Here is a 23,071-nt window from a genome sequence, read left to right as displayed (position 1 = left end):
GGGACGGGTCAATCGTCGACAAGTGGGGTACGCCGCATGATCTCCTCGCGGGAGCGGATGGCAACAGACTCGTCATCTTCGCTGAATTCTACCAGTAAATGGCCGCTCTTGAGCGCCAGGCGGCACTTGCCGATGGCCTGCTCCAACGCCTTGTCACCCAGGGCATCGAAACTGCCGTCTTCCACCTGGGAAAGCAGGTATTCCTTAATCAGGTTATCCAGAGTTTCCTTGGGCAGTTGCAGCAGGGATTCATAGGGTATCAGCATGGGTTGACTCCGTCAGATAACGCAGCAATCGCTGCTCCAGATAATAGCGTGGCTGCCACGGTGTGCCGCCCTCGATAAAGCCCACATGGCCGCCATTGGCATGCAGCTCATATTCGACACAGGCGGGTAGATACTCCAATGAAGGGATTACGGCGTCAGTCATAAAAGGGTCGTCTGCTGCATGCAGTATCAGGGTCGGTTTGGCTATCTTGCCCAATAAAGGCAAGGCGCTGGCCCTTTGATAATAGTCATCGACACCGTTGAAACCGTGCAGCGGTGCAGTCACCTGATGGTCAAAATCATAAAAGGTGTTCAGCCGTTTGATGGCCTCACCATTCAGCGGCAACTGGCTGTTGCCCCGCTCGAGTTTCAGCAGCATTTTTTGCTGCAATTGGCGGATAAGATAACTTTGATAAACTTTGGAGAAGCCTTTCTCCAACCGCTTGGCACAGGATGCCAGCGCCAGCGGTGCCGATACCACGGCGGCGCGGCTGAGCAGGCTTTTCTCAGCAAATTCTCCCTGGTACTTGGCCAGTACATTGCCGCCGAGGCTGTAACCGACCGCCAGCAGAGGCGAGTGGGGATAGCGCTGCTTCAGGGTTTGCAGGCTATGGCTGATATCGGCCGTATCACCGCTGTGGTAACTGCGCGCCAGGCGATTGTCTTCACCCGAACAGCCTCTGTGATGGTGCACAACGGCTGCCAGCTCCTGCTTCTGACACTCGCGCAGCAGGCGGCGGATATAGTGGGAGTCGGCGCTGCCTTCCAGCCCGTGCAGTATTACCAACAAGGGCTTACCTGGGATTGGCGTCTTGAGCCAGTCGAGGTCGATAAAGTCGCCATCCTCCAGCTCCAGCCGTTCACGCCGCAGTGGTAGCCCTGCCACCTTGGTCAAAACAGGTATGATCGTTTGGAAATGGGGGCTCCTGGCCCACCAGGGCGGACGAAAACTACTGCTCATGGGATCTCGCTTGCGAAATGGCCTATTGCCGTGGGCACTTTGCTGTGGTTAATTGGTTATTGGCAGGATTGTAACACAGATGTCAGCACAGCTGAGTGCAGGGGAATGACAGGAGGACAGGCATGCAAAGACGGCAGTTTCTGCTTTGGGCTTTGGGGGGAACCAGTGCATTGGCATTGGGTGTCAGCCTCTATGAGGAGGAGGAAATCGCCAACCTGAGTGAGCACGAAAAGCCCCATGACCTTCTGCTTGGTGCCTTGATCCCCGTGTTGCTGGAAGGGGCATTGCCTGAGATTAACAAACATAGAAGCAGTGCCATCAATCGCACTCTGGATGCGGTCAATCAAACCCTGAAATGGCTACCTAAGGCCCAGCGTCAGGAATTGGAACAGCTGCTCGACATCCTGGAAAACCGCTTTGGTTTACTCTTGCTGAGTGGCAGCATGACGCCTCTGATGCTGCGCAGCCCCAATGAATTGGTCGAGTTGCTGGAATCCTGGCGCAGCTCTTGGATGGAGCTGCTGCAACAAGCTTATCTCGGTCTCAGAGAGTTGTTGATGGCAAGCTATTATGCCTGCCCTGAGCATTGGGACAGACTCAACTATAACAAGCCAAAACTGGCACTCTGATACCCGACTGGAGACACATTTGCCGATAGCTGATCCCATTTTGGCCGGGCTGGCCGCAGGTTGGAAACATACAGATGGAGCCTCTTTGACCGAGGATCTTGAACTGGAGACGGATGTCGTCATCATAGGCACAGGTGCCGGCGGTGGCACTGCGGCTGAAGTATTGACTCAGGCGGGGCTCAGAGTCTTGCTGTTGGAGGCCGGGCCGCTCAAGTCATCCTCTGACTTTGTCATGGAGGAGCGCCGCGCTTATCCAGAACTCTACCAGCAAGCGGCGGCCATGAAGACCCAGGATAAGGGGATCAGTATTTTCCAGGGTAAGTCGGTCGGCGGCTCCACCACAGTCAACTGGACCACTTCGATTCGCACCCCCAAAGCCACCTTGGATTATTGGCAAAGCCTTGGGGTTAAAGGTTTGTCCCGCAGCGAGTTGGATCCCTGGTTTGACAAGATAGAGCAAAGGCTTAATATCAGTCGTTGGCCAATAGATCCCAACCGCAACAACCAGGCCCTCAGGGATGGCTGTGTCGAGCTTGGCTGGGACTACACAGTTATCAAACGCAATGTGCTGGGCTGCTGGAACACGGGGTACTGCGGCATGGGCTGCCCGGTTAATGCCAAGCAATCCATGCTGGTCACCACAATACCGGCTGCCCTGAATGCCGGGGCAGAGCTATACAGCCATGTTCGCGCCGAACGCTTCGAGCATCATGGTGAGCGGGTTTTTGCCCTTAGAGCCGAGGCGCTCGATGGCTATAACACGCCTACAGGTATCAAATTGATGATCCGCGCCCGTCATTATGTGGTGGCGGCCGGGGCAATCCACACTCCGGCATTGCTGCTGCGCTCACAAATGACAGATCCCTATCAGCGCCTCGGCAAGCAGACCTGTTTACACCCAACCGTACTCAGTGGCGCCCGCTTTCGGGAGGCCATCAATGCCCACTCCGGGGCACCGCAGTCGATATATTCGGATCAGTTTGTTTGGCAAGATGGTGCCACTGGTCAACCTGGATATAAGCTGGAGGTACCGCCGGTGCATCCTGTGCTTATCGCCTCCAAGACCTTGGGCTATGGGCCACAGCATGCCGAGCTGATGTCCTGGTTCAATCATCTGCAGGTCACCATAGCCCTGATCCGGGATGGCTTTTCGCCGGAATTGCCCGGTGGCCAGGTATTGCTGACAGATAAAGGCACTGCCCTGGATTACCCTCTGACGCCGGCCCTGTTTGCCGCCGCCAGAAGGGCCTTTGCCAGCATGGCCGAGCTGCAGTTTGCCGCAGGCGCCGAGCAGGTTATGCCCATCAATGAGGGCGCCGGAATTTTGTCCTCCTGGCAAGAGGCCAAACAGGTTATTGCCGACATGCCGCTGGCGCCACTGAAGACCATAGTGGCTTCGGCGCATGTGATGGGTGGCTGCGCCATGGGGGAAGACAGGCAGTTATCCTGGGTGAACAGCGAAGGCCAGGCGCATTACTACAGCAATCTGTCGGTGATGGATGGCTCTGTATTCCCCAGCAGTTTGGGAGCCAATCCACAGCTGAGTATCTATGGTTTGACTGCACGCAACTCCAGCTTGCTGGCTCGGAGGCTCAAGCCTGAGCCAGCAGAGCAGGATGTTGCTGAGGGCTGAGGTTGAACTGTGCCAGATAAGTACTGAGATTGTGTTGCTTGTCTTCAGTGACGCTGCGAGGCAGGCCATTGAGTTTGTGCAATATCAGCTGCTGCCCTCTGCGTTCCATCATCAGCTCGACATCCAACATCTGTTGGTACTCGGCTTGTCCCAGGTTGGGTTTGGCCAGGCGTCTCAGCCGCCGATAGGGGCGCAGAATGCCGCTTTCCCACTGCTCAACTTCGCTGTGGAGCTGGGCCCATGAGCCTTGGTTGAGACTAACGCCTTTGTTGTCCAGGGTCAGCGCCAGCAGCAAGAGGTTGACTATCAGGCCGTGTTCATCCTGCAGCTTTATCAGCAGGCCTTCCAGCGCCGGGTAAAGTGTTTCACATTCCTGCCAAAGACTAGAGGTAAACAGACTCGTATGTGGCACGCTTTTCTCCTTGCTTGCAATCTCAACACCCGGGGTTCCCCGGCTCAAAGGCCTGACTCGGCTTCGATGGTGTCTATCTCTTCCTGAAGTTCCAACCAGTTCATTTCACTCTCTTCCAGCGCCTGCGAAAGTCGGGTGCGCTCGGCGAGGATCTCCGTCAGTTTGGGCTTTTGCTCGGCCTCGTAGAGAGAAGTATCCGCCAGCAGATTTTCCAGCTCCGCCAATCTGTCGGTAGCCTGGCTTTGCTCGGCTTCCAGTTTGGCCTGACGTTTCTTCAGCGGCGATAGTTTTTGCCTCAATTCAGCTTCCAGACGCTTTTGCAGCTTCTTGTCCTGGGCCGGTGAGGCTTCGTCAACCTGAGACATACATGCCGTTGCGGCTTTGGCGGCATCCAGCAACCACTGGTGATAGTCATCCAGATCGCCATCGAACATCCGCACTTCGCCGCCATCGACCAGGTAATAGTCGTTGCAGGTGAGTCTCAGCAGGTGACGGTCGTGGGACACTATCACCATGGCGCCTTCAAAGCCCTGCAGCGCTACGGTCAGGGCGTGGCGCATCTCCAGATCCAAGTGGTTGGTCGGCTCATCGAGCAGCAATAGATTGGGGCGTTGCCAAACCAGCAGCGCCAGCACCAGACGGGCCTTTTCACCACCGGAGAAGGGACGCACTTGGGCCAGTGCCATATCTCCCTGGAACCCAAAACCACCGAGGAAGTCTCTCAACTCCTGTTCGCGGGCATTGGGTGCCAGGCGCTGCAGATGCTGCAGCGGGGTATCATCCAGCTGCAGAAACTCTATCTGATGCTGGGCAAAGTAGCCGATATTGAGCCCGGGATTGGGCTCGTACAGGCCGCGCATGGGCGAGAGTTGCTCAGACAGCAACTTAATCAGGGTGGACTTACCGGCACCATTACGACCCAACAGGCCGATGCGGGCGCCGGGTACCAGATTGAGATGCACCTTGTTGAGAATAGCCTTGTCGCCGTAGCCGACCGACACATCTTCCATCTTCACCAAGGGGTTGGGCAGCGCATCCGGCTCGCGAAATTCCATATAGAAAGGGCTGTCGGCCTTGGAAGGCATCAACTCAGTCATCCTTTCCAGTGCTTTCAGGCGGCTTTGGGCCTGTTTGGCCTTACTGGCCTTGTAACGGAAGCGGTCCACAAAAGACTGCATGTGCGCACGCTCTCGCTGCTGGCGCTCATAGGCCACCTGTTGCTGGGCCATACGCTCGGCGCGAGTGTGTTCAAAGGCGCTGTAGTTACCCTTGTAGAAGTTGAGTTTCTGGTGTTCCACATGGACGATTTCGTCCACTATGGCATCGATAAAGTCACGGTCGTGGCTGATCAGCACCAGCGTACCCTGATAGGATTTAATCCAACCCTCCAGCCAGTACATGGTATCCAGATCCAGGTGGTTGGTGGGTTCATCGAGCAGCAATAATTCTGAGCGACACAGCAGTGCCTGCGCCAGATTGAGACGCATCCGCCAGCCGCCGGAGAAACTCTTCACCGGATGGCTCTGCTGGGCCTCGGTAAAGCCAAGACCTGCCAGCAGGGTACCGGCACGGGCGCGTATGCTGTAGCCGCCTACGGCATCAAGCTTGCCGTGCAGTTCGGCTATCCTGTGGCCATTATCCTCTGCTTCAGCCTTGGCCAGCTGGGTTTCGAGCTCACGAAACTCACGATCGCCATCGAGCACATATTCCAGTGCCGATACCTCCAGCGCCGGGGTTTCCTGGGCAACAGTTGCAATGCGCCACTGGGATGGCACGCTGATCTCGCCTTTGTCCAGGTGTAGTTGCCCTAAAATCAGGGCCAGCAATGAGGACTTGCCCGTACCGTTGGCGCCGACTAATCCCACCTTGTGGCCGGGATAAATAGTCAATGAGGCCTCGTCAAGCAAGGTCTTGGTGCCACGGATCAACTGGGCATCGGAAATGGTGATCATGAATACTGCTTTGGAATACGCTGAATTTATGGGGCCAGATGATAGCCCAGAACCCCGGCCTCAGGCTATAGCAGCAACACTTTGCTGTGAGCTGGCACCTGGGTGTAAAAGTAGGTCATCATTTCGAAGTAAATACTCCCCTCAAAAGTATAGTTTTACGGCTAACGACGCGAAAAATATCGGAAAAAGCCAAAGTTTCAGATATTTCTGAACTGCTGTTTGTAAAAACGTGCAGTACCATCCAAGCGCGCAAAAAAAGCGCCACAGGCAACAAGGAGTTTTACCAAGGGAGCCTAATTACCTTGGGGCAGACAGGGAGAGTCGTAGATGGGTGTGATCCGCGTAGTCAGCATGGCTGAGTTGCATCTCAGCGATGCCGGGCAGATTGAGGCCAACTGGCAAAGCTTGAGCAATGAACAGCTGGTATCTTTGGCGCCGTCCGGATGCTCGCTTGAGCAGCTCAAGCGGGAACTGGCCGATAGCAGTAGAGTGCTCCTCAGAATGAGAGAGTAAAGTTTATGGACTAAAATTCTATGTATTCTGACTCGCCTGAGAGTAAACACTTTGCTGACATTTTTGCGGCCCATATTGTTTGGCAACCTTTTACTGGCAACGGCCGCAGTCAATGCAGTCACGATTCCCTATTGTGTCGACCCCGACTGGATGCCCTATGAAGGCATAGACCAAGGCAAACATGTGGGCATTTCATCCGGCTTTCTTGAATTCATTGAAGAGCAGACTGATTGGCAGTTTCAGTTAGTACCCACCGCCAGCTGGCAGCAGACATTGACATATTTGAAGCAACAACAGTGCGTATTTACTCCCATGCTCAACTATACCTCCAGGCGCGCCGAATATTTATCCTTCACTGATATCTATAGTCGCTCTCCCAATGTGTTGGTTTCCCGCCGCGAGCAACCCTTTCTACAAAGTATGGAACAGGTCGGGAATAGAAGTCTGGTGATCCCCAGAGGTTACCGCTTGCTGGATTATGTGCGTCAGAACTATCCCAAGATCCACATTATGCTGGCCGAGACGGAGCAGCAGGGACTGGAGATGGTATCCAGCGGTGAGGCTGATCTGTTTATTGGTTCTATGTATTCCATCAATGCCCGCATTCAGCAGAGCGGCTTGTTTAACCTCAAAATCGCCGCTTGGGCCGGGCCTGAGGATCAGTTCCGGATGGCGGTGACTGAGAATAGCAAGTGGATGCTGCCCGATCTAAATCGTTTGTTGGCGCAGATTTCTGACGACCACAGGGCCAGGCTGTATCGTCAGTGGAGCAATATGGCGGTGTTGGAGCAGACGGATAGAGGGCTGACTTGGCAGCTTATGGTTGTGATAACACTGGTCTTCGGCGCTTTGTTGGCGCGCTACCGCTGGATTAGTAAGTATAACCGGGAGCTGACAGCCAAGAATCAACAGTTGGAGAAACTGCGTAATCAGCTATTGGAAACCAATAAGGAACTTGAGTTTATTTCGACCCACGATCCTTTAACCAAGTTGTATAACCGTCACTACTTTCATCGACATTTTGCGCCAGAACATCGCAGTGACGCAGCGCAAGGGCATACATCACTGATAGTGATAGACATAGATTTCTTTAAAGATATCAATGATCGCCATGGTCACAGCGTGGGTGATTCCATACTCAGTGATCTGGCTTCTCTGCTCATGGAGGGAGCCCGCGAAATCGACCTGGTGGCCCGTTGGGGCGGTGAGGAGTTTATGATTATTTGCCCGGATACTGATTGTATTCAGGCAAGGCATCTGTGTGAGCGCTTGGCATCGGCGATGACTGTTTATCCCTTTTCTGCCGGTGTTAGCCTTAGCTGTAGTTTTGGCCTGACAGAGCTGAAACCCGGAGAGTCTATTTGGAGCGCATTTGATCGGGCTGACCTGGCTTTGTATCGGGCCAAGTCAGAAGGCCGTAACAGAATTTGCTGCGATCCTGAATATGATCGAGCCAATAAAATCGGGCCAAATTCATCGGTTTGAGGTTAGAGCCGCACTTTTATGAAGTCAATTTCCGTGTTTATGACCCGAATAGTGAAAGTATGTGTGCTCAAGATGTTGAATTTATGGTGTTTTATTTTTTTTATTCGTTAGCGGTGACAAACTGGTGAAAATTGAAACTGCTGATTGCAGCCTATGGGGGTTTCGGTGTTATAATACGCGCCTTATTTATGGGGTTCCGTCTGTCGCAGCTTTGAAGTGGCATACTCCGTCTCCTATTAACTAATCATTTGAAGTTGAATCATGACTGACTTATCAAAATACAGAAACATTGGTATTTTTGCTCACGTTGACGCGGGTAAAACCACTACCACAGAACGTATCCTGAAACTGACCGGCAAAATCCACAAGATGGGTGACAGCCACGACGGTACCACTACTACTGACTTCATGGAGCAGGAAGCCGAGCGCGGTATTACCATTCAGTCTGCTGCGGTAAGTTGCTTCTGGAAAGATCACCGTTTCAACGTCATCGACACACCCGGACACGTTGACTTCACAGTTGAAGTATATCGTTCTCTGAAAGTTCTGGACGGCGGTATCGGTGTATTCTGTGGTTCCGGTGGTGTTGAGCCTCAGTCCGAAACCAACTGGCGTTATGCTAACGAATCTGAAGTTGCTCGTATCATCTTCGTAAACAAGTTGGACCGTATGGGTGCCGACTTCCTGCGTGTTGTAGGTCAGATCAAGCGCGTTCTGGCTGCGACTCCATTGGTTATGACTCTGCCTATCGGCGTTGAAGATGAGTTTAAGGGCGTTGTTGACGTTCTGAACCGTAAAGCTTATGTATGGGATGATTCTGGTCTGCCAGAAAACTACTCTGTAGAAGAAGTTCCAGAAGACATGGTTGATCTGGTTGAAGAATACCGTGAGCACCTGGTTGAGACTGCCGTTGAGCAGGACGACGACCTGATGGAAGCTTACATGGAAGGTGAAGAGCCTTCTATCGAAGATCTGAAGCGTTGTATCCGTAAGGGTACCATCAATCTGTCATTCTTCCCCACTTACTGTGGTTCTGCTTACCGTAATAAGGGTATGCAGCTGGTTCTGGATGCGGTTGTTGACTACCTGCCATCTCCAACAGAAGTTGAGCCTCAGCCTCTGACTGACCCAGAAACTGGTGAAGAAACCGGTGAAGTCGCTACTGTATCTGCCGATGAGCCACTGCGCGCTCTGGCGTTCAAGATCATGGATGACCGTTTCGGCGCCCTGACCTTTATCCGTGTCTACTCTGGTAAGCTGAAGAAAGGTGACACTATCCTGAACTCTGCTACCGGTAAGACCGAGCGTATCGGCCGTATGGTTGAGATGCACGCTAACGATCGTAAAGAGATCGACTCTGCTCAAGCCGGTGACATCATCGCCGTTGTAGGTATGAAGAACGTTCAGACTGGTCACACTCTGTGTGATCCTAAGCACGAATGTACTCTTGAGCCTATGATCTTCCCTGATCCAGTAATCTCTATCGCTGTAACTCCTAAGGACAAAGGCGCTTCTGAGAAGCTGGGTGTTGCTCTGGGTAAGATGGTTGCAGAAGATCCATCATTCCAGGTTGAAACCGACCAGGAAACCGGTGAAACCATCCTTAAGGGTATGGGTGAATTGCACCTGGACATCAAAGTAGACATCCTGAAGCGTACTCACGGTGTTGAACTGACTGTTGGTGCTCCACAGGTAGCTTACCGTGAAACCATCACTCAAGCCGTTGAAGACAGCTACACTCACAAGAAGCAGTCTGGTGGTTCTGGTCAGTTCGGTAAGATCGACTACCGCATCCGTCCAGGCGAAGCTGGTAGTGGCTTCAAGTTCACCTCCAGCGTTGTTGGTGGTAACGTACCTCGTGAATTCTGGCCAGCAGTTGAAAGCGGCTTCGAAGACATGATGAACGAAGGTCCTCTGGCTGGCTTCCCAGTACTGGACGTTGAAGTTGAACTGTTCGACGGTGGTTACCACGCAGTTGACTCCTCAGCGATCGCGTTTGAAATCGCTGCCAAGGGTGCATTCCGTCAGTCTATGCCTAAGGCCAAGCCTCAGTTGCTTGAGCCTGTGATGAAGGTTGACGTGTTTACTCCAGACGATCACGTTGGTGACGTTATCGGTGACCTGAACCGTCGTCGCGGTATGATCAAGGATCAGGAAGCTGGTCTGACTGGCGTACGTGTTAAGGCTGACGTGCCACTGGCAGAAATGTTCGGTTACATCGGTCACCTGCGTACCATGACTTCTGGTCGTGGTCAGTTCTCCATGGAGTTCTCTCACTATGCTCCATGTCCTGCCAACGTGGCTGAGACTGTTATCGCAGAAACCAAGGCTCGTAACGCAGCCAAGAAATAAGGATTAATTATCCTGATAAAAACCCGCCTTGATGGCGGGTTTTTTTATGGGCGAATATCCAGTGCCACTAAGCCAGCAGAATCAAGTTTGTACTCAGTTCGGCGGATGCCGCTGAATATCAATGGGCAATCGTATGGCAACTGTTTCCGAAACTGGTATATGTGGCAAAGGAGCTACCTAAGATAAAGGAGCTATCTAAGATAAAGGCGCTGGGATTGGCAGAGCATTACCGTGAGGAAATCACAGCAAATATCAGTAGAAGGGGGAGTGGTGATAGCAGATAAACAAAAGCCAGCTCGATAAGCTGGCTTTGTTCAGGGCCGATAACGCGTGTTTATCAGTCTTCCAGGTTACCGCAGAAACGGTAGCCTTCGCCGTGGATGGTGGCGATGATTTCCGGTGTATCAGGCACACTTTCGAAGTGCTTACGGATACGGCGGATAGTCACATCAACAGTACGGTCATGTGGCTTAAGCTCACGGCCGGTCATCTTCATCAGCAACTCGGCGCGGCTGAGGATCTTGCCTGGGTTTTCCACAAAGTGCAGCATGGCGCGGAATTCGCTACGCGGCAGCTTGTAAGACTCACCCTGAGGGCTGACCAGTGAACGGCTGTTGATCTCCAGGCTCCAACCATTGAAACGATAATGTTCCACGGCGGCCTTTTCTTCAATTTCAGCACCTGAGCTGTTGACACGAGTCAGCAGGTTGCGGGCACGAATAGTCAACTCACGAGGGTTGAACGGTTTGGTGATGTAATCATCGGCACCGATTTCCAGGCCCAAGATCTTGTCTACTTCGTTATCACGACCGGTAAGGAAGATGAGGCCGATATTGTTGATTTCGCGCAACTCCCGCGCCAACAGCAAACCATTCTTACCTGGCAGATTGATATCCATAACCACCAGGTTCACCTTGTTTTCCTGCAAGGCTTTGTGCATCTCTGCGCCATCATTGGCTTCGGTTACCACATAACCTTCTGCCTCGAAAATACTTCTCAGCGTGTTACGGGTAACGGCTTCATCTTCAACGATCAGAATGTGCGGGTTTTGCATGTTATTTACCTAATTAAATCAGTTTATCTAACCATGAGCGCGGGTGACGCTCCGCTATACTCTCTAAAACGCCAACATTCACAGGGTTCACGTAAGTGCTGTTCAAAACTGAAATGAAACGGCAACACACTTCATGATTAGCAAAAAGTATGCTCTCCACCTGGAGAGGCGCGAACTGTACTCTCTAGGATTCCCAGTGGCGGGATTTAGTTCCTGAAAGACATGGAAAATCCAGAAAATGCGATCTTAAAACCAGATTACATTTGGTACAGAGTCGTTATCATTAGAGACTTATGCTGTCGCGTAATGGCGCTAGCCTGGTCACACGCTTAACTCTAGGTCTCTGTCGATACAATCCATTGTACTAGGATTAGGCATTTGTTAACAAATGAAATGTTAACAAATTAATGTTTAACTATGATCTAAGTCACAAGTTTTTATGTTAGATATTGAAACTTAAGCGTTTTGTGTTTTGTCTTACTGTGAGCTTGCTCACGGGGCTAGGGGATTTCGTAAGCCTTTGCTAGAATAACTCCGGTTCATTAGAGACAGATACTACAATGGATGCTGCATTTGAAAGTCTCTGGCAGTACTACCAGAGCGCATGCTTTTTTTTGACTCAGTCGTTTTCTTCCGCTGTTCCTTTTGCCATTGTCACCGCCCATAACCCTCTGGGGCAAAAATTGACTTCCTGCCAGAACCGTCTTCTCGATCGGCAATTACAAGGTGATATTGATAAGCTCGGCATACCCTATCGGGCTATTATAGGTGCGGCTGAGGATCTCAGTCATATGGAAAAAAGTTGGGCCCTGTTTTTGGATAAGGCTGCGGCAATCGAACTGGCATTCAAGTACCGTCAGAATGCACTTTATTATGTGGATAAAGGCTTACTGACATTAGTGCCCTGCCATAAAGGCAAGCATGAAATAGAGCTTGGATTATTTGCAAGCCGAGCTCGTTTGGTCAATGAATTACCTGAACTTAGTGATAAATAAGTTGAGGATATTTCATCGGATGCAAATTAGCATTGACTTCATAAGGGCTTTATTGCTAATTTTTTCATCCCTTTCGCAAGAAAGGAACAGAAGAGGAGCGTTAACTAGGTAGTGAGTCAGAGGAAACCAATTTCCTATGACGGCTCATGAGGGAGATTAACGCCGAGGTCGGGATGCGTATTGGTAACGCTCTCCGGTCGGTTGGTCAGGCTGAATCCTGGCGGCTGTCACCTGGTTTTTGGTGGAGAGCTTCTGGTGACGATCGCTTTGTCCCTACTTTGGGGTGCGTTATCTCAGCACCAGGCTCTTCGAACGTTATCTGTTCGGAGCTTAACTCATGAAGTCTATTCTCGTTGTCGACCTTTCCCTGTCACCTGCCTGTGGGGGAATGCGCTGATGTCTCTTGTTGTTGCCAAGTTTGGCGGTACCTCAGTTGCCGATTATCAGGCGATGAATCGCTGTGCCGATATAGTGCTTGGAAATTCGGCTACTCGTCTGGTTGTGGTGAGTGCATCCAGTGGCGTAACCAATCTGTTGGTGGAGTTGTCTCAGGCAGACATGGGGGATGAGCGCCGTCTCAAATTATTGAAAGATATTGCCAGCATTCAATATGCGATTCTGGACAAACTTGGTAGACCTGCTGCTGTTGCCGCGGCGCTGGATGCCTTGCTCAGCCGTATGGCAACGCTCAGTGCCAAGCTGTTGCAGGGGCCGAGTAATGCTATGGTTGATGAGATCCTGTCCCTTGGTGAGCAATGCTCTTCAGCGCTGTTTGCCGCGGTATTGAGAGAACGCGGTGCCAAGGCCAGCGCCTTTGATGTGCGTCAGGTGATGCGTACCGATAGCCATTTCGGCAAGGCCGAACCACAAATCGCCGAACTGAAGCGACTGGCGACAGAGAAATTACAACCCTTGCTTGAGCAGCAACTGTTGGTGACCCAGGGGTTTATCGGTGCCGATGCCGAGGGGCGAACAACTACCCTTGGGCGTGGCGGCAGTGATTATTCCGCGGCTCTGTTGGCAGAAGCTTTGCAAGCCGATGCGGTTGAGATCTGGACCGATGTAGAAGGGATTTACACCACAGATCCCAGACTGGCTCCCAACGCCAGGCCTATCGCAGAAATCAGTTTTAATGAGGCGGCGGAGATGGCTACTTTTGGCGCCAAGGTGTTACACCCTGCCACCATCTTGCCGGCGGTGCGCCAACAGATCCAAGTGTTTGTCGGTTCCAGTCGGGCGCCGGAAAAAGGCGGCACCTGGATCCGCCATCAAGTGGAAGATGAGCCGGTATTCAGGGCCGTTGCCGTGAGACGAGATCAGACCCTGCTTAACTTGCATAGTTTGCAGATGTTGCATGCCCAGGGCTTTTTGGCTGAGACCTTTGCTGTGTTGGCGCGGCACAAGATCAGTGTCGATCTCATTACCACCTCAGAGGTGAATGTGTCGCTGACCCTGGACAAAACAGGCTCAGATTCAGCCGGTAAGGGGCTTCTGACGGAAGCTCTGCTGCAGGAGTTATCGCAAAACTGCCGGGTGCGGGTGGAAGACAAGCTGGCCCTGGTAGCGATCATTGGCAACAAGATAGCCACTACCGCAGGGATCTGTCGCCGGGTGTTTGAAGTGCTCGAACCCCATAACGTCCGAATGATCTGTCAGGGTGCCAGTCCACACAATCTCTGTGTCTTGGTGTCTGAAGCCGAAGCCGGTGATGTGGTGGCCGCTTTGCATCGTAACTTATTTGAAGGTGCTCAGGATGCAGCTTGAACACCTGCAGGTTGGGGAGCTGGCCGCAGGTCAGCCTCTGACCATCCCCATATATCGCTTCAAAGGCACCGGTCATTCGGCGCCCAGCGTCTATATTCAGGCCAATGTGCATGGCGCCGAGGTACAGGGCAATGCGGTGATCTTGCAATTGTTGCAGTACTTCAAGGCGCATCCGCCTCTGGGAGATGTCACTCTGGTGCCTTTGGCCAACCCCTTGGGGATCAACCAGAAAAGCGGTGAGTTTACCTTGGGCCGCTTCGATCCCATCACAGGTATTAACTGGAACCGAGCCTATCTTGAGCAGGTCGTCCATCTGGATGACTGGTATCCGCAGTATAGTGAGCTGCCGGAGCAAGCACTGTTTGATGCTTTTCGTCAGCTTCTCATTGCCAACTGTGAACAGGCATTGGCCAATCCCTGGGGAGTGACGACCGGCCAGAGATTGGCGCTCAATCTGCAGAAACTGGCACATGGCGCTGACATAGTGCTGGATCTGCACACCGGCCCCAAGTCCTGTAAACACCTTTATTGTCCCGAGTATGAGCTGTCAGCTGCCGACTACTTTCATATTCCCTACACCTTGGTGATGCCTAAAGGCTTTGGCGGTGCCATGGATGAAGCGGCCTTTAATCCCTGGTGGCAACTCAGCGATTATGCCAAGAGTAGGGGGCGAGATCTAAAAGTCGCAGTATCGGCCTTTACTTTGGAGCTTGGCAGTCAGGAGCGTATCGATCTTGCCGATGCCAGTCGGGATGCGGAAGGGATATTAAGTTATCTGAGTTATAGAGAGGTGATAGCCCAAAGCGTACTGCCGCAGGTGATGCCGCGTTTTGCTTGTTTGCTGAAAGACTATCGAAAGTTTCACGCACCTATGGCGGGTATGGTGGAGTATCTGGCCGAGCCGGGAGTGCCTTTGCCCGCCGGCGCGCCTCTGGTCAATATTCTCAGGCTCGACCGAGTCGATGTTGGCACAGAGGTTACCAAGCTCTCACTTGAGGAAGATGTGATCCCCGTGCTGCATTTTGCCTCGGCGTCTGTGCACCAAGGGACTGAGCTCTACAAGGTGATGACCAACTACTTTACTCTTTCTGATTAAGTTAGGTCCCGGTGTGAGCCGGAATTTAACGTCTATCATTCTGTAAATGGCTGATAAATTGTAATTTTTTGTGTATTTGTTTTTCAATTGTATCCATAGGTGTTACAAATGTTGAGCATCCTTGTGTTTAGGGTGTTTTTAAAACGGAAACATAAAACAACAATAAACAGTCTTAATGGGAGTAGACAATTGAAGAGTCAAGTTGCAATAGCTGTTTCAGCAGCGCTGTTATCCATGTCATGCCATACCCAGGCCGCGCCGTTGAGCGTTTCAGATCCATTTATTTCTTCAGATCTGCTTAGTGCATCCAGCGGTCGCAAAGGACAACAGCAAGAGATGGGGCAACATAAGTTTGTCAGGGAACCAGGACTTGCTGAGGGGAAATACACTTATATAGTGCGCCTTAAAGATCCCTCTGTGGCGAATTATGCCGGTGGTATTGCCGGGCTTGAAGCCACCAGTCCACAGCGAAGTCAAGGGTTGGCGTCCCAAAAGGCCCCCAAGCTGAATACCGCCAGTGTGGCGGTGAAGTCCTACGTGAAGTATTTGAATGCCAAGCAACAGAACTTTTTAATGAGTGCTGCGGCCCAAGGGGTTCAGTTACAGGCTAAGGTCAGGTATCACTATGCCTTTAATGGGCTGGCGGTCACCATGGATCAGCAGCAGGCAGAAGCCCTGTCCAAGTTACCCGAAGTAGCTTTCATTGAGCGGGAAAGCCTTTATTCAATGGATACCGACAGCAGCCAGAACATGATAGGTTCTCCCAAAGTGTGGGACGGCAGTGCTACAGGGACTCAGGCTATGGGGGAAGGGGTCATAGTCGGGGTGATCGATTCGGGGATCAACAGTGATCATCCATCCTTTGCGGATATTGGGGGTGATGGTTATGACCATACCAATCCCTGGGGACAAGGTGTCTACGTCGGTGACTGTGCGGTAGAGTTCTCTGACATGTGTAACGATAAGCTGATCGGAGTCAGAAGTTATCCTGAGATTACCGATAGTTATGATGATGGGGAGGTCTTTGGTCCAACACCTCCTGCCAAGAATGGTGAGGATTATGGTGGTCATGGTTCTCACACTGCCGGTACGGCAGCGGGAAATATCCTTAAGAATGTCCCTTATGTTGTCGGTGAGGTCGGTGAGGCTCAAGGGGATGGCATTGAGACCGGACTCGAGTTTACACAAATCTCCGGGGTCGCTCCCCATGCCAATATTGTTGCCTATCAGATCTGCCGTCCGGGCAACAATGGCGATAGATACTCAGGTTGTCCCACATCGGCGATTCTCAAGGCGTTGGATGATGCCATTGCCGATGGAGTGGATGTGATCAACTATTCCATCAGCGGCGGTGGTTTCCCTTGGGCTAGTTCCACTGAAATGAGCTTCCTGGCAGCCCGTAATGCCGGCATTTTCTCTGCCGTGTCGGCCGGAAATACCTCTGCATCGGTTAATCAAGTTCCCTTTTCTTCACCCAAGAATGCGCCTTGGTATACCTCAGTCGCGGCATCAACCCATAACCGCGAAGTGCGCTCCACTCTCGAATTCAACGGTGACCTGCTGGATTACACTCAGGGAACCGGGCCGGTGATTACTACAGACATCAGCGCACCTTTGGTGTACGCCGGTGACTTGGCTGCTGATAATTTCGAAGGTTGCAACGCCTTTGCCGCCGATGCGTTCAAGGAGCAGTTGGCGCTGATTAAGCGCGGCGGCTGTAACTTTGCCGACAAGGTCAATAATGCCAAAGAGGCGGGTGCAGTAGGGGTTATTGTCTTTAACAAAGACGGTGAAGGCAACGTCAGAAACAAGATGTCCGGACTTGGCAACACCAGTATCCCTTCTGTTTTCATCGGTAATATTGACGGTTTGGCCGTCGTGGATGCGCTGGCGGCTACGCCAGGCTTGGTGGCCAAAATCAATGCCACTCCATCGGCCGTTGAGCGTCAGGCCGATGTGTTGGGAAGTTTCTCTCTACTTGGACCAAACCGTTACTTCGACGTGATTGCGCCGTCGATTTCAGCTCCGGGTGTGGACATCTATGCCGCTTACGCCGATGAACAGTATGGCCATGAAGTGACAGGTACTGATCCTGCTGATTATACCCTGATGTCCGGTACTTCTATGTCGAGTCCTCATGTGGCGGGCGCTGGGGCGCTGCTGAAGTCGGCTCATCCAGAGTGGACGCCGGATAATATCCGTTCAGCCTTGATGCTGACAGCAACAACAGCCAGTGCCATGACCAAGGCAGATGGTAAAACTACCGCGGATCCGTTTGATGTGGGAGCCGGGCGGATACGGGTGGATTTGGCCGCCAAGACTGGGCTTATCATGGATGAGTTGGCGGACAACTATGAGTTTGCCAACCCAGAGCTCGGTGGTGATCCAAGACGTTTGAATCTTCCCAGTATGTCCAGTAGCCAATGTGTTAATAGTTGCAGCTGGAAGCGAAAAGTCACGGCTACCAAAGATGGCGTATGGAGCGCTGCCGGAGTAGCGACGACTGAAGGGTTGAAAATAACGGTTTCACCAGAAAACTTCACTCTGACCAAAGGGCAGTCGCAGGTGGTGACTGTCACCGCCGATATCACTGGGGTGAGCTCAAGTGATTGGGCGTTTGGTAATCTGCTGTTGACCTCGAGCAACCACCCTGATGCGGCTATGCCTGTGGCGGTTAAAGCTGCCCGTGATAACTTGCCGGACAGCTTTACCATCAGGGCGGGACGAGATGCTGACGAGCTGACTTTCAACGAGCTTAAATCGCTTGATATGACTGGACTGGATGCAGAAGTCTCTGCCTTGGCACTGGCCGACAGTTTTGAGGCAGTATTGAAGCAAGATTCGAATGTTGGTAGCTTCCTGGACGACATTACCGATGGTGTCGCCTTCGTCGCCTACAGGGTTGAAGAGGGGGCAAAGCTGTTTAATACGACTATTACTGCCACCAATTCCCCGGATTTGGATCTCTATGTGGCGATAGACAGAGACAGTGACGGGTCGTTGGATGCCCTTGTCGGCCAATCGGCCAGAGCTGGTTCTGATGAATCTGTCAGTATCAGTAATCCAGAAACCGGTGACTATTATATCTTTGTGCAAAACTATGAGGCTTCAGCCGCCAATGCCGAAGATCCCTTCACCCTGAAAACTTCTGTGGTAGAGGCAGGTCCGGCTCAGGACAATTTTACTCTGACCAAGACAGGTGACAACGAGGAGTTCTCACTGAAGTTCGCCTGGAAGGATAATTTTGCCGCTAGCGACCTGGGTTATGCTGTGGTAACTCTGACGTCCAGTGATGCCAATGTCGCCGCCAAGAACTTGCCGGTTGCTTTCAACCGGGTCGTTGATGATGTGCAGATGCCTGCGGCCAGTGTACTCAGTGGTGAGATGACCCCTGGGCAGCCAGTAACCATGACAGTAACTATCGCTGCCAATACTTCCCTTGAGGCTCGGGAGTATCAGCTCAAGGCCATGGTGCCGGAAGGGCATGAAGTCACGGCTATCAGCGACCAAGGGGAGCTGGCTCAAGGAGTATTGAGTTGGACTCATGTGATGCAAACTGGCGATCCGGCCAAAACACTGAGTTTCAAGTTTATCCCGCGTAAACAGGGGCTGGGTAATAAGCTGATACTGAGCAATACCGTTGTCAATGATACCGCCGAGGTATTGACTCAGGAGTATCTGTTTGATGTCAAAGAAGGTGCTCCTGTTATCAAAGTCAATGCACCCGACCGAGTGGCAGAGCGTAATAGCTTTGTTATCGATGCATCAGCCTCGGCCGATCCCAATGGTGATTCGGTCAGCTATCACTGGACTCAGATCGCCGGCGCGCCGCTGAAGTTTGACAGCTCGGCGGCCAAGTTGGAGCTGACAGCGCCTGAAGTGGGTGGTCCTGGCGATTTGCTGACTTTCAATCTGAAGGTGAGTGACTCCAAGGGTAATAGCACCACGGAAACGGTCAGCATAGTGGTGTTTGACTGGGAGCGTGACAGTGGTGGTTCACTGGGATGGTTGTCACTGTTGTTGCTGCCTTTAGGCTGGCTGCGCAGGAAATCGAGCTAAGGAAGGTGCGAACAAAGTCCTATGTGTGCTCTGCGTCGGCTTACAGGCCTGGATGCAAGGTGTGGCTCGCAGCAAATGGCTTTAGTCCTTTGCAATAAGCACTTCCCCGAGTCTTAAACTGAAAAAGGCTGCCAATTTGGCAGCCTTTTCTTTATCTGTTGTTAGGGTTTTACCGCCCTGACAATTGGGTTTTGCAGGCTTATCAGGGTTTCGGTGGACTGAATTTCATCTATCGACTGGATACGATTAATCAGCACGTGTTGCAGGGCATCGATGGACTGGCACATTACTTTGACAAACACACTGTAATTGCCTGTGGTGTAGTAGGCTTCGACCACTTCTTCCAGCTCATTGAGCTTTGAGATGGCGGCGGGGTAGTCACCGGCACTCTTGAGATTGATGCCGATAAAACAGCAGACGTCATAGCCCAGAGCTTTGGGGTTTACCGATATTTGGGCTCCGGTGATAATACCTGCCTGTTTCATCTTTTCTACCCTGACATGAATTGTGCCTGCGCTGACGCTGAAGCGTTTGGCCAGCTCGGCAAAAGGAGTTCGTGCATCCTGCATCAGGGCTTCCAGGATCTGATTGTCCAGTTGATCTCTTTGAAATGATGTATCCACAGCATCACGCCTAAATTGCTTATAATCAGGCATGAATTTACGTGTTTTATTGTAAAATTGCCAGTCTTAAGGCGACTTTTGGCTCAACATCTAGGGTGATGTTAGCGGTTATTGTTCGCCTTCGGGCGTGAGAAAAGGCACAGGTGCACTGAAGCTCATGGGGTCACCCGAGTAGGGATGCTGGATGCTGAGGCTGGCGGCGTGCAGCAGCAATCTGGGAGCCAATCTTTTTGCCCAGGAGTCGGCGTAGAAACCATCGCCCAGAATGGGATGGCCCAGCGCCATCATATGCACCCTGAGTTGATGTGAACGCCCTGTGATGGGGATCAGCTTGACCAGAGTTGAATAGCGTCCCTTGCTGATCACCTCATAGTGAGTCAGTGACGGCTTACCCACTTGATGGTCGACTTTCTGTCTGGGCCTGTTGGGCCAATCGCAAATGAGTGGCAGTTCTATACTGCCTTGGTTGGCCTTGATATGACCGGCGACTCTGGCGTAGTAACTCTTTTGGGTTTCCCTGTCTCGAAACTGGCGTTTCAGCTCACGCTCGGCACTGCGCCTCAGTGCCAATAAGAGTACGCCCGAGGTGGCCATGTCCAGGCGGTGAACCACTTGTGCTTGCGGATGTTCGGCCAACACTCTGGCATAGGCGCTGTCGTGATGGGCCGGATCCCGTCCGGGAACCGAGAGCAGTCCCGAAGGTTTATTGATGACTATGATGTCCTTGTCCTGGTAGAGAATATCCAGCCAAGGCTCGGTTGGTGGATTGTAGACAAAATCTGACATGTCATGGCCTCAATGAAAATGGACGGCAAAGATAACCGCGGCTGTCGGCAGATGCAAGCTCTTGGGCGTTGTTGCATCCAGGCGCGTAAGCCAACGCAGAGCATCATGGGGCTTGTCCATATCTTACCTGGGTTAATTTGAGTGCTTTACTTCTCTTTTACAACCGCGGCAATTAGTATCTTAGTGTTTGAATTGGAAATGGATTGGTATGGGAAGGCGTTCAGGTTACCTGTTGGAAGATTGGTTGGTTGACCCTCAGATGAGTACGTTGAGCCGCGAAGAGGCTCAAGTACGGCTCGAACTCAGGGTGATGCAGGTATTGCTGTGTCTTATCCATCATGCCAACACCTTGGTGACCCGAGAGATGTTGATCCAGGAGGTTTGGCACGGCGGTATTATCACGGATAACGCCATCAACCGCATTATCGGTTTGCTGCGCCAGCATCTGCAGGATAATCCCAGAGCGCCACGTTTTATCAAGACTGTGCCCAAACAGGGCTATGTACTAATAGCGAAAGTGCGTGAAACGACACTCGATGACGATTCGCCGGACGAACTTTTGCCAATAAAACCGATAGGTGCCGAGACTGAGCAAAAGATAGCAGCAGGCGGCAGCAAGTGGGGCTATTGGGGCGGCGCCTTCGGAGTGCTGGCGGCGGGTATCGCCAGTTGGCTCTATCTGGCACCGGCCCAGGAAAACCCCCAGCTTGAGTTGACCGATGTGGCCATCAGGCGTCTGACTCCACTGACTTCACTCAATGGTCAGGAGGTGGACCCCAGCCTGTCCCCCGATGGCAGCATGCTGGCATTTTCCTATCGGGAACTGAACGCCGATAAGTGGCATATTGAGCTGATGTCGCTCGGCGACAGAGTCATCAAAACCATTCCTGTTGTGGATGATTACAGTCTGCGCTACCCGGCCTGGCGCCACGATGGCAAGGCCTTGGCTTATTTGGCATTCAGTGAGACTCAGGGCTGCCGTATCATGGTGACAGAGCTGACGGAAGAAGGGATGCGCAGCCGCATAGTCAGCCAGTGCCATCAGACAACACAGTCGACCAGCATCGCCTGGAGTCCCTCGAACCGCTCGCTGTTTTATGTGGATGCCGAAGGGGTCGAAGGTTTCAAGCGCGTTTTTCTGCTCAGTCTCAGCGACGGCCGGCGCCAGCAATTGAGTCAACCTCATGTGGTGGGACGCGGCGACTATGCACTGGCCTTGTCTCCCGACGGTCACAGTCTGGCGGTGCTGCGTAGTATCAACTGGTTCGACACTCAGATCTTGCTGTTCGATATCGAATCCGGTGATTGGCAAAACCTGCAGCGTGTGGGGTATCCACTGCGCAGTATTGCCTGGGATAAAGGCGGCAACGCCTTGGTATACCGAGGAGAGGAGGGGCAACTTCACCGTTTGCAACTCAAACCCCGTAAGTTAACCCGACTGACGAGCGTGTTGCAGGAAATCAATTCTCCCTCGGCCAATAGTGCCGGACGCATGGCGGCGGTTGTCGGCGAACTGTTTGAAGAGGAGATCTGGTTCTGGTCCTCGCCCTTTGATGAGGCTTCCAAGCCGCAGCGCTTTGTGGCGTCCAGTCGCCGTGATACCGCCGGTACCTTGCGCCACGATGGCAAGGAGTTGATCTTTGTTTCCAATCGCAGCGGCTTGCCACAATTATGGCGTCGGGACGAACAGGGCACGGAGAAACAACTGAGTCGCCTGAGCACTTTTTCTCATATAGATGAACTCAGTTATTCAGCCGATGACAAGCTGGTGGCCGGTAGTCTCAACCAACAGGTGTTTGTCCTTAACCCTGAAAACGGTGAACTCAAGTTTTTCCCTCAGCTGGGCAATGTCCGTAATGTCAGTTGGGGGCGCAGTAGCAATGAACTGCTGGCAGCCGTCAGTGTCGATGGTCGCTGGCAGATAAACAGCCTGATGTTAGACAGTGGCGAGCAGCAGCCTTTGTTGACAGATGGCTTTTCTGCCAAGTACGCCGCCGACGGTACTCTTTATTTTACCCGCCTGTACAAGAAAGGGATTTGGCGTCTGAAGCAGGGCGTCGAAGAACTCTTTTATGACCAGTATACTCCTCACTTCGGTAGCAGTTGGCAACTGGCTGCCGAGGCACTTTGGTTGTTGCGGCCCAACGACAATGCTATGGGCATTCTCAAGATAGATCTCCATACGGGCAAGAGAGAGGAGCGCGACATTCCGATGGAGAAAGTTTCCCCAAGATTGCTGTCGGTGACAGATGACGGCCAGATCTCGCTGGCGTTATTGGGGCCCGCCAATACAGATATAGTCGAAGTAATTAACTGATTTATAAGACATCACCTTTCCATCACTTTTTCATTATGGTGCTTTTCTCTGTCTGAGATAGCTTTAGGGGCAAGCTTGATTGCCTGACTTTTAAAGTGCTTGGTTTTTACTCTGAGTACCAGGCAAAAAGGTCGAAGCAATCTCGGGCGCAGCTTGCGCCCACCCCTTCCCAGC

General features: G+C 52.2%; 17 protein-coding genes and 1 riboswitch. Of the genes, 10 read left to right on the top strand and 7 right to left on the bottom strand.

Going from position 1 to position 23,071, the window contains the following annotated elements; genetic code table 11:
- Positions 1–8 precede the first annotated feature (8 nt).
- Positions 9–266: a YheU family protein gene (locus AYI96_RS03660; protein ID WP_025011300.1), complete on the bottom strand. Its 258-nt coding sequence runs from the start codon at positions 264–266 to the stop codon at positions 9–11.
- Positions 250–1,227: a hydrolase gene (locus tag AYI96_RS03655; protein ID WP_144361024.1), complete on the bottom strand. Its 978-nt coding sequence runs from the start codon at positions 1,225–1,227 to the stop codon at positions 250–252. The genes AYI96_RS03660 and AYI96_RS03655 overlap by 17 nt, the downstream gene beginning before the upstream one ends.
- Before the next feature lie 122 nt (positions 1,228–1,349).
- Between AYI96_RS03655 and AYI96_RS03650 the strand changes: the two genes are divergently transcribed.
- Positions 1,350–1,856, top strand: coding sequence for a hypothetical protein (locus AYI96_RS03650; RefSeq protein WP_028779710.1), 507 nt, complete (start codon positions 1,350–1,352; stop codon positions 1,854–1,856).
- A 19-nt stretch (positions 1,857–1,875) separates the two neighbouring features.
- Entirely contained in the window at positions 1,876–3,489 is a 1,614-nt protein-coding gene (locus AYI96_RS03645; protein ID WP_144361023.1) for a GMC family oxidoreductase, read from the top strand.
- Here the strand turns inward: AYI96_RS03645 and AYI96_RS03640 are convergent.
- Both AYI96_RS03640 and AYI96_RS03635 read right to left on the bottom strand, forming a co-directional pair.
- Positions 3,449–3,901, bottom strand: a complete 453-nt coding sequence (locus AYI96_RS03640; RefSeq protein WP_071239082.1) for a DUF2390 domain-containing protein — start codon at positions 3,899–3,901, stop codon at positions 3,449–3,451. The genes AYI96_RS03645 and AYI96_RS03640 overlap by 41 nt on opposite strands.
- 44 nt (positions 3,902–3,945) lie before the next feature.
- Positions 3,946–5,853, bottom strand: a complete 1,908-nt coding sequence (locus AYI96_RS03635) for an ABC transporter ATP-binding protein (RefSeq protein ID WP_129979370.1) — start codon at positions 5,851–5,853, stop codon at positions 3,946–3,948.
- A 327-nt stretch (positions 5,854–6,180) separates the two neighbouring features.
- On the opposite strand from AYI96_RS03635, the gene AYI96_RS03630 reads away from it, so the two are divergent.
- The 3 genes from AYI96_RS03630 (at position 6,181) to fusA (ending at position 10,203) form a co-directional block, all read left to right on the top strand.
- Positions 6,181–6,366 (top strand): hypothetical protein, encoded by a 186-nt coding sequence (locus AYI96_RS03630; RefSeq protein ID WP_039035537.1) that lies wholly within the window; start codon positions 6,181–6,183, stop codon positions 6,364–6,366.
- Positions 6,367–6,417: 51 nt separating this feature from the next.
- Positions 6,418–7,851, top strand: coding sequence for a diguanylate cyclase (locus AYI96_RS03625; RefSeq protein WP_238398941.1), 1,434 nt, complete (start codon positions 6,418–6,420; stop codon positions 7,849–7,851).
- A 261-nt stretch (positions 7,852–8,112) separates the two neighbouring features.
- Positions 8,113–10,203: an elongation factor G gene (fusA, locus tag AYI96_RS03620; protein WP_039035538.1), complete on the top strand. Its 2,091-nt coding sequence runs from the start codon at positions 8,113–8,115 to the stop codon at positions 10,201–10,203.
- Positions 10,204–10,540: 337 nt separating this feature from the next.
- On the opposite strand, the gene arcA is transcribed toward fusA, so the two are convergent.
- Positions 10,541–11,257, bottom strand: a complete 717-nt coding sequence (gene arcA / locus AYI96_RS03615) for a two-component system response regulator ArcA (RefSeq protein WP_039035539.1) — start codon at positions 11,255–11,257, stop codon at positions 10,541–10,543.
- 560 nt (positions 11,258–11,817) lie between these two features.
- Between arcA and AYI96_RS03610 the strand changes: the two genes are divergently transcribed.
- The 4 genes from AYI96_RS03610 to AYI96_RS20660 all read left to right on the top strand — a co-directional run bounded on the left by AYI96_RS03610 (position 11,818) and on the right by AYI96_RS20660 (position 19,171).
- The gene (locus tag AYI96_RS03610) at positions 11,818–12,252 is read left to right on the top strand and encodes a DUF3293 domain-containing protein (RefSeq protein ID WP_071476533.1); all 435 of its coding nucleotides are present in this window, start codon (positions 11,818–11,820) and stop codon (positions 12,250–12,252) included.
- Between the two features lie 82 nt (positions 12,253–12,334).
- Positions 12,335–12,512: riboswitch (Lysine riboswitch) on the top strand.
- Between the two features lie 136 nt (positions 12,513–12,648).
- Positions 12,649–14,016 carry a lysine-sensitive aspartokinase 3 gene (gene lysC / locus AYI96_RS03605; protein ID WP_039035541.1) on the top strand — a complete coding sequence of 456 codons (1,368 nt, stop codon included), beginning with the start codon at positions 12,649–12,651 and terminating at the stop codon, positions 14,014–14,016.
- The gene (locus tag AYI96_RS03600; protein WP_144361022.1) at positions 14,006–15,112 is read left to right on the top strand and encodes a succinylglutamate desuccinylase/aspartoacylase family protein; all 1,107 of its coding nucleotides are present in this window, start codon (positions 14,006–14,008) and stop codon (positions 15,110–15,112) included. Before lysC ends, AYI96_RS03600 begins: the two co-directional genes overlap by 11 nt.
- 189 nt (positions 15,113–15,301) lie before the next feature.
- Positions 15,302–19,171 carry a S8 family serine peptidase gene (locus AYI96_RS20660; protein ID WP_144361021.1) on the top strand — a complete coding sequence of 1,290 codons (3,870 nt, stop codon included), beginning with the start codon at positions 15,302–15,304 and terminating at the stop codon, positions 19,169–19,171.
- 161 nt (positions 19,172–19,332) lie between these two features.
- Here AYI96_RS20660 and asnC read toward each other — a convergent pair whose 3' ends face one another.
- Entirely contained in the window at positions 19,333–19,794 is a 462-nt protein-coding gene (gene asnC, locus AYI96_RS03590; RefSeq protein WP_039035065.1) for a transcriptional regulator AsnC, read from the bottom strand.
- A gap of 108 nt (positions 19,795–19,902) precedes the next feature.
- Complete coding sequence (rluA, locus tag AYI96_RS03585; RefSeq protein WP_039035058.1) at positions 19,903–20,580, bottom strand: bifunctional tRNA pseudouridine(32) synthase/23S rRNA pseudouridine(746) synthase RluA; 678 nt, start codon at positions 20,578–20,580, stop codon at positions 19,903–19,905.
- A 208-nt stretch (positions 20,581–20,788) separates the two neighbouring features.
- Between rluA and AYI96_RS03580 the strand changes: the two genes are divergently transcribed.
- Complete coding sequence (locus AYI96_RS03580) at positions 20,789–22,897, top strand: winged helix-turn-helix domain-containing protein (protein ID WP_144361020.1); 2,109 nt, start codon at positions 20,789–20,791, stop codon at positions 22,895–22,897.
- Positions 22,898–23,071: the final 174 nt, after the last annotated feature.

The organism is Shewanella sp. MSW (assembly GCF_007636515.1).
GTDB classification, from domain to species: Bacteria; Pseudomonadota; Gammaproteobacteria; order Enterobacterales; family Shewanellaceae; genus Shewanella; species Shewanella indica.
This window is presented reverse-complemented; position numbering and strand designations above follow the sequence as displayed.

Excerpts from the sequence above, each read along its gene's own strand:
- AYI96_RS03660 (WP_025011300.1), bottom strand. The coding sequence starts at position 266 with ATGCTGATACCCTATGAATCCCTGCTGCAACTGCCCAAGGAAACTCTG.
- AYI96_RS03655 (WP_144361024.1), bottom strand. The coding sequence starts at position 1,227 with ATGAGCAGTAGTTTTCGTCCGCCCTGGTGGGCCAGGAGCCCCCATTTC.
- AYI96_RS03650 (WP_028779710.1), top strand. The coding sequence starts at position 1,350 with ATGCAAAGACGGCAGTTTCTGCTTTGGGCTTTGGGGGGAACCAGTGCA.
- AYI96_RS03635 (WP_129979370.1), bottom strand. The coding sequence starts at position 5,853 with ATGATCACCATTTCCGATGCCCAGTTGATCCGTGGCACCAAGACCTTG.
- AYI96_RS03630 (WP_039035537.1), top strand. The coding sequence starts at position 6,181 with ATGGGTGTGATCCGCGTAGTCAGCATGGCTGAGTTGCATCTCAGCGAT.
- fusA (WP_039035538.1), top strand. The coding sequence starts at position 8,113 with ATGACTGACTTATCAAAATACAGAAACATTGGTATTTTTGCTCACGTT.
- arcA (WP_039035539.1), bottom strand. The coding sequence starts at position 11,257 with ATGCAAAACCCGCACATTCTGATCGTTGAAGATGAAGCCGTTACCCGT.
- AYI96_RS03610 (WP_071476533.1), top strand. The coding sequence starts at position 11,818 with ATGGATGCTGCATTTGAAAGTCTCTGGCAGTACTACCAGAGCGCATGC.
- lysC (WP_039035541.1), top strand. The coding sequence starts at position 12,649 with ATGTCTCTTGTTGTTGCCAAGTTTGGCGGTACCTCAGTTGCCGATTAT.
- AYI96_RS03600 (WP_144361022.1), top strand. The coding sequence starts at position 14,006 with ATGCAGCTTGAACACCTGCAGGTTGGGGAGCTGGCCGCAGGTCAGCCT.
- rluA (WP_039035058.1), bottom strand. The coding sequence starts at position 20,580 with ATGTCAGATTTTGTCTACAATCCACCAACCGAGCCTTGGCTGGATATT.
- AYI96_RS03580 (WP_144361020.1), top strand. The coding sequence starts at position 20,789 with ATGGGAAGGCGTTCAGGTTACCTGTTGGAAGATTGGTTGGTTGACCCT.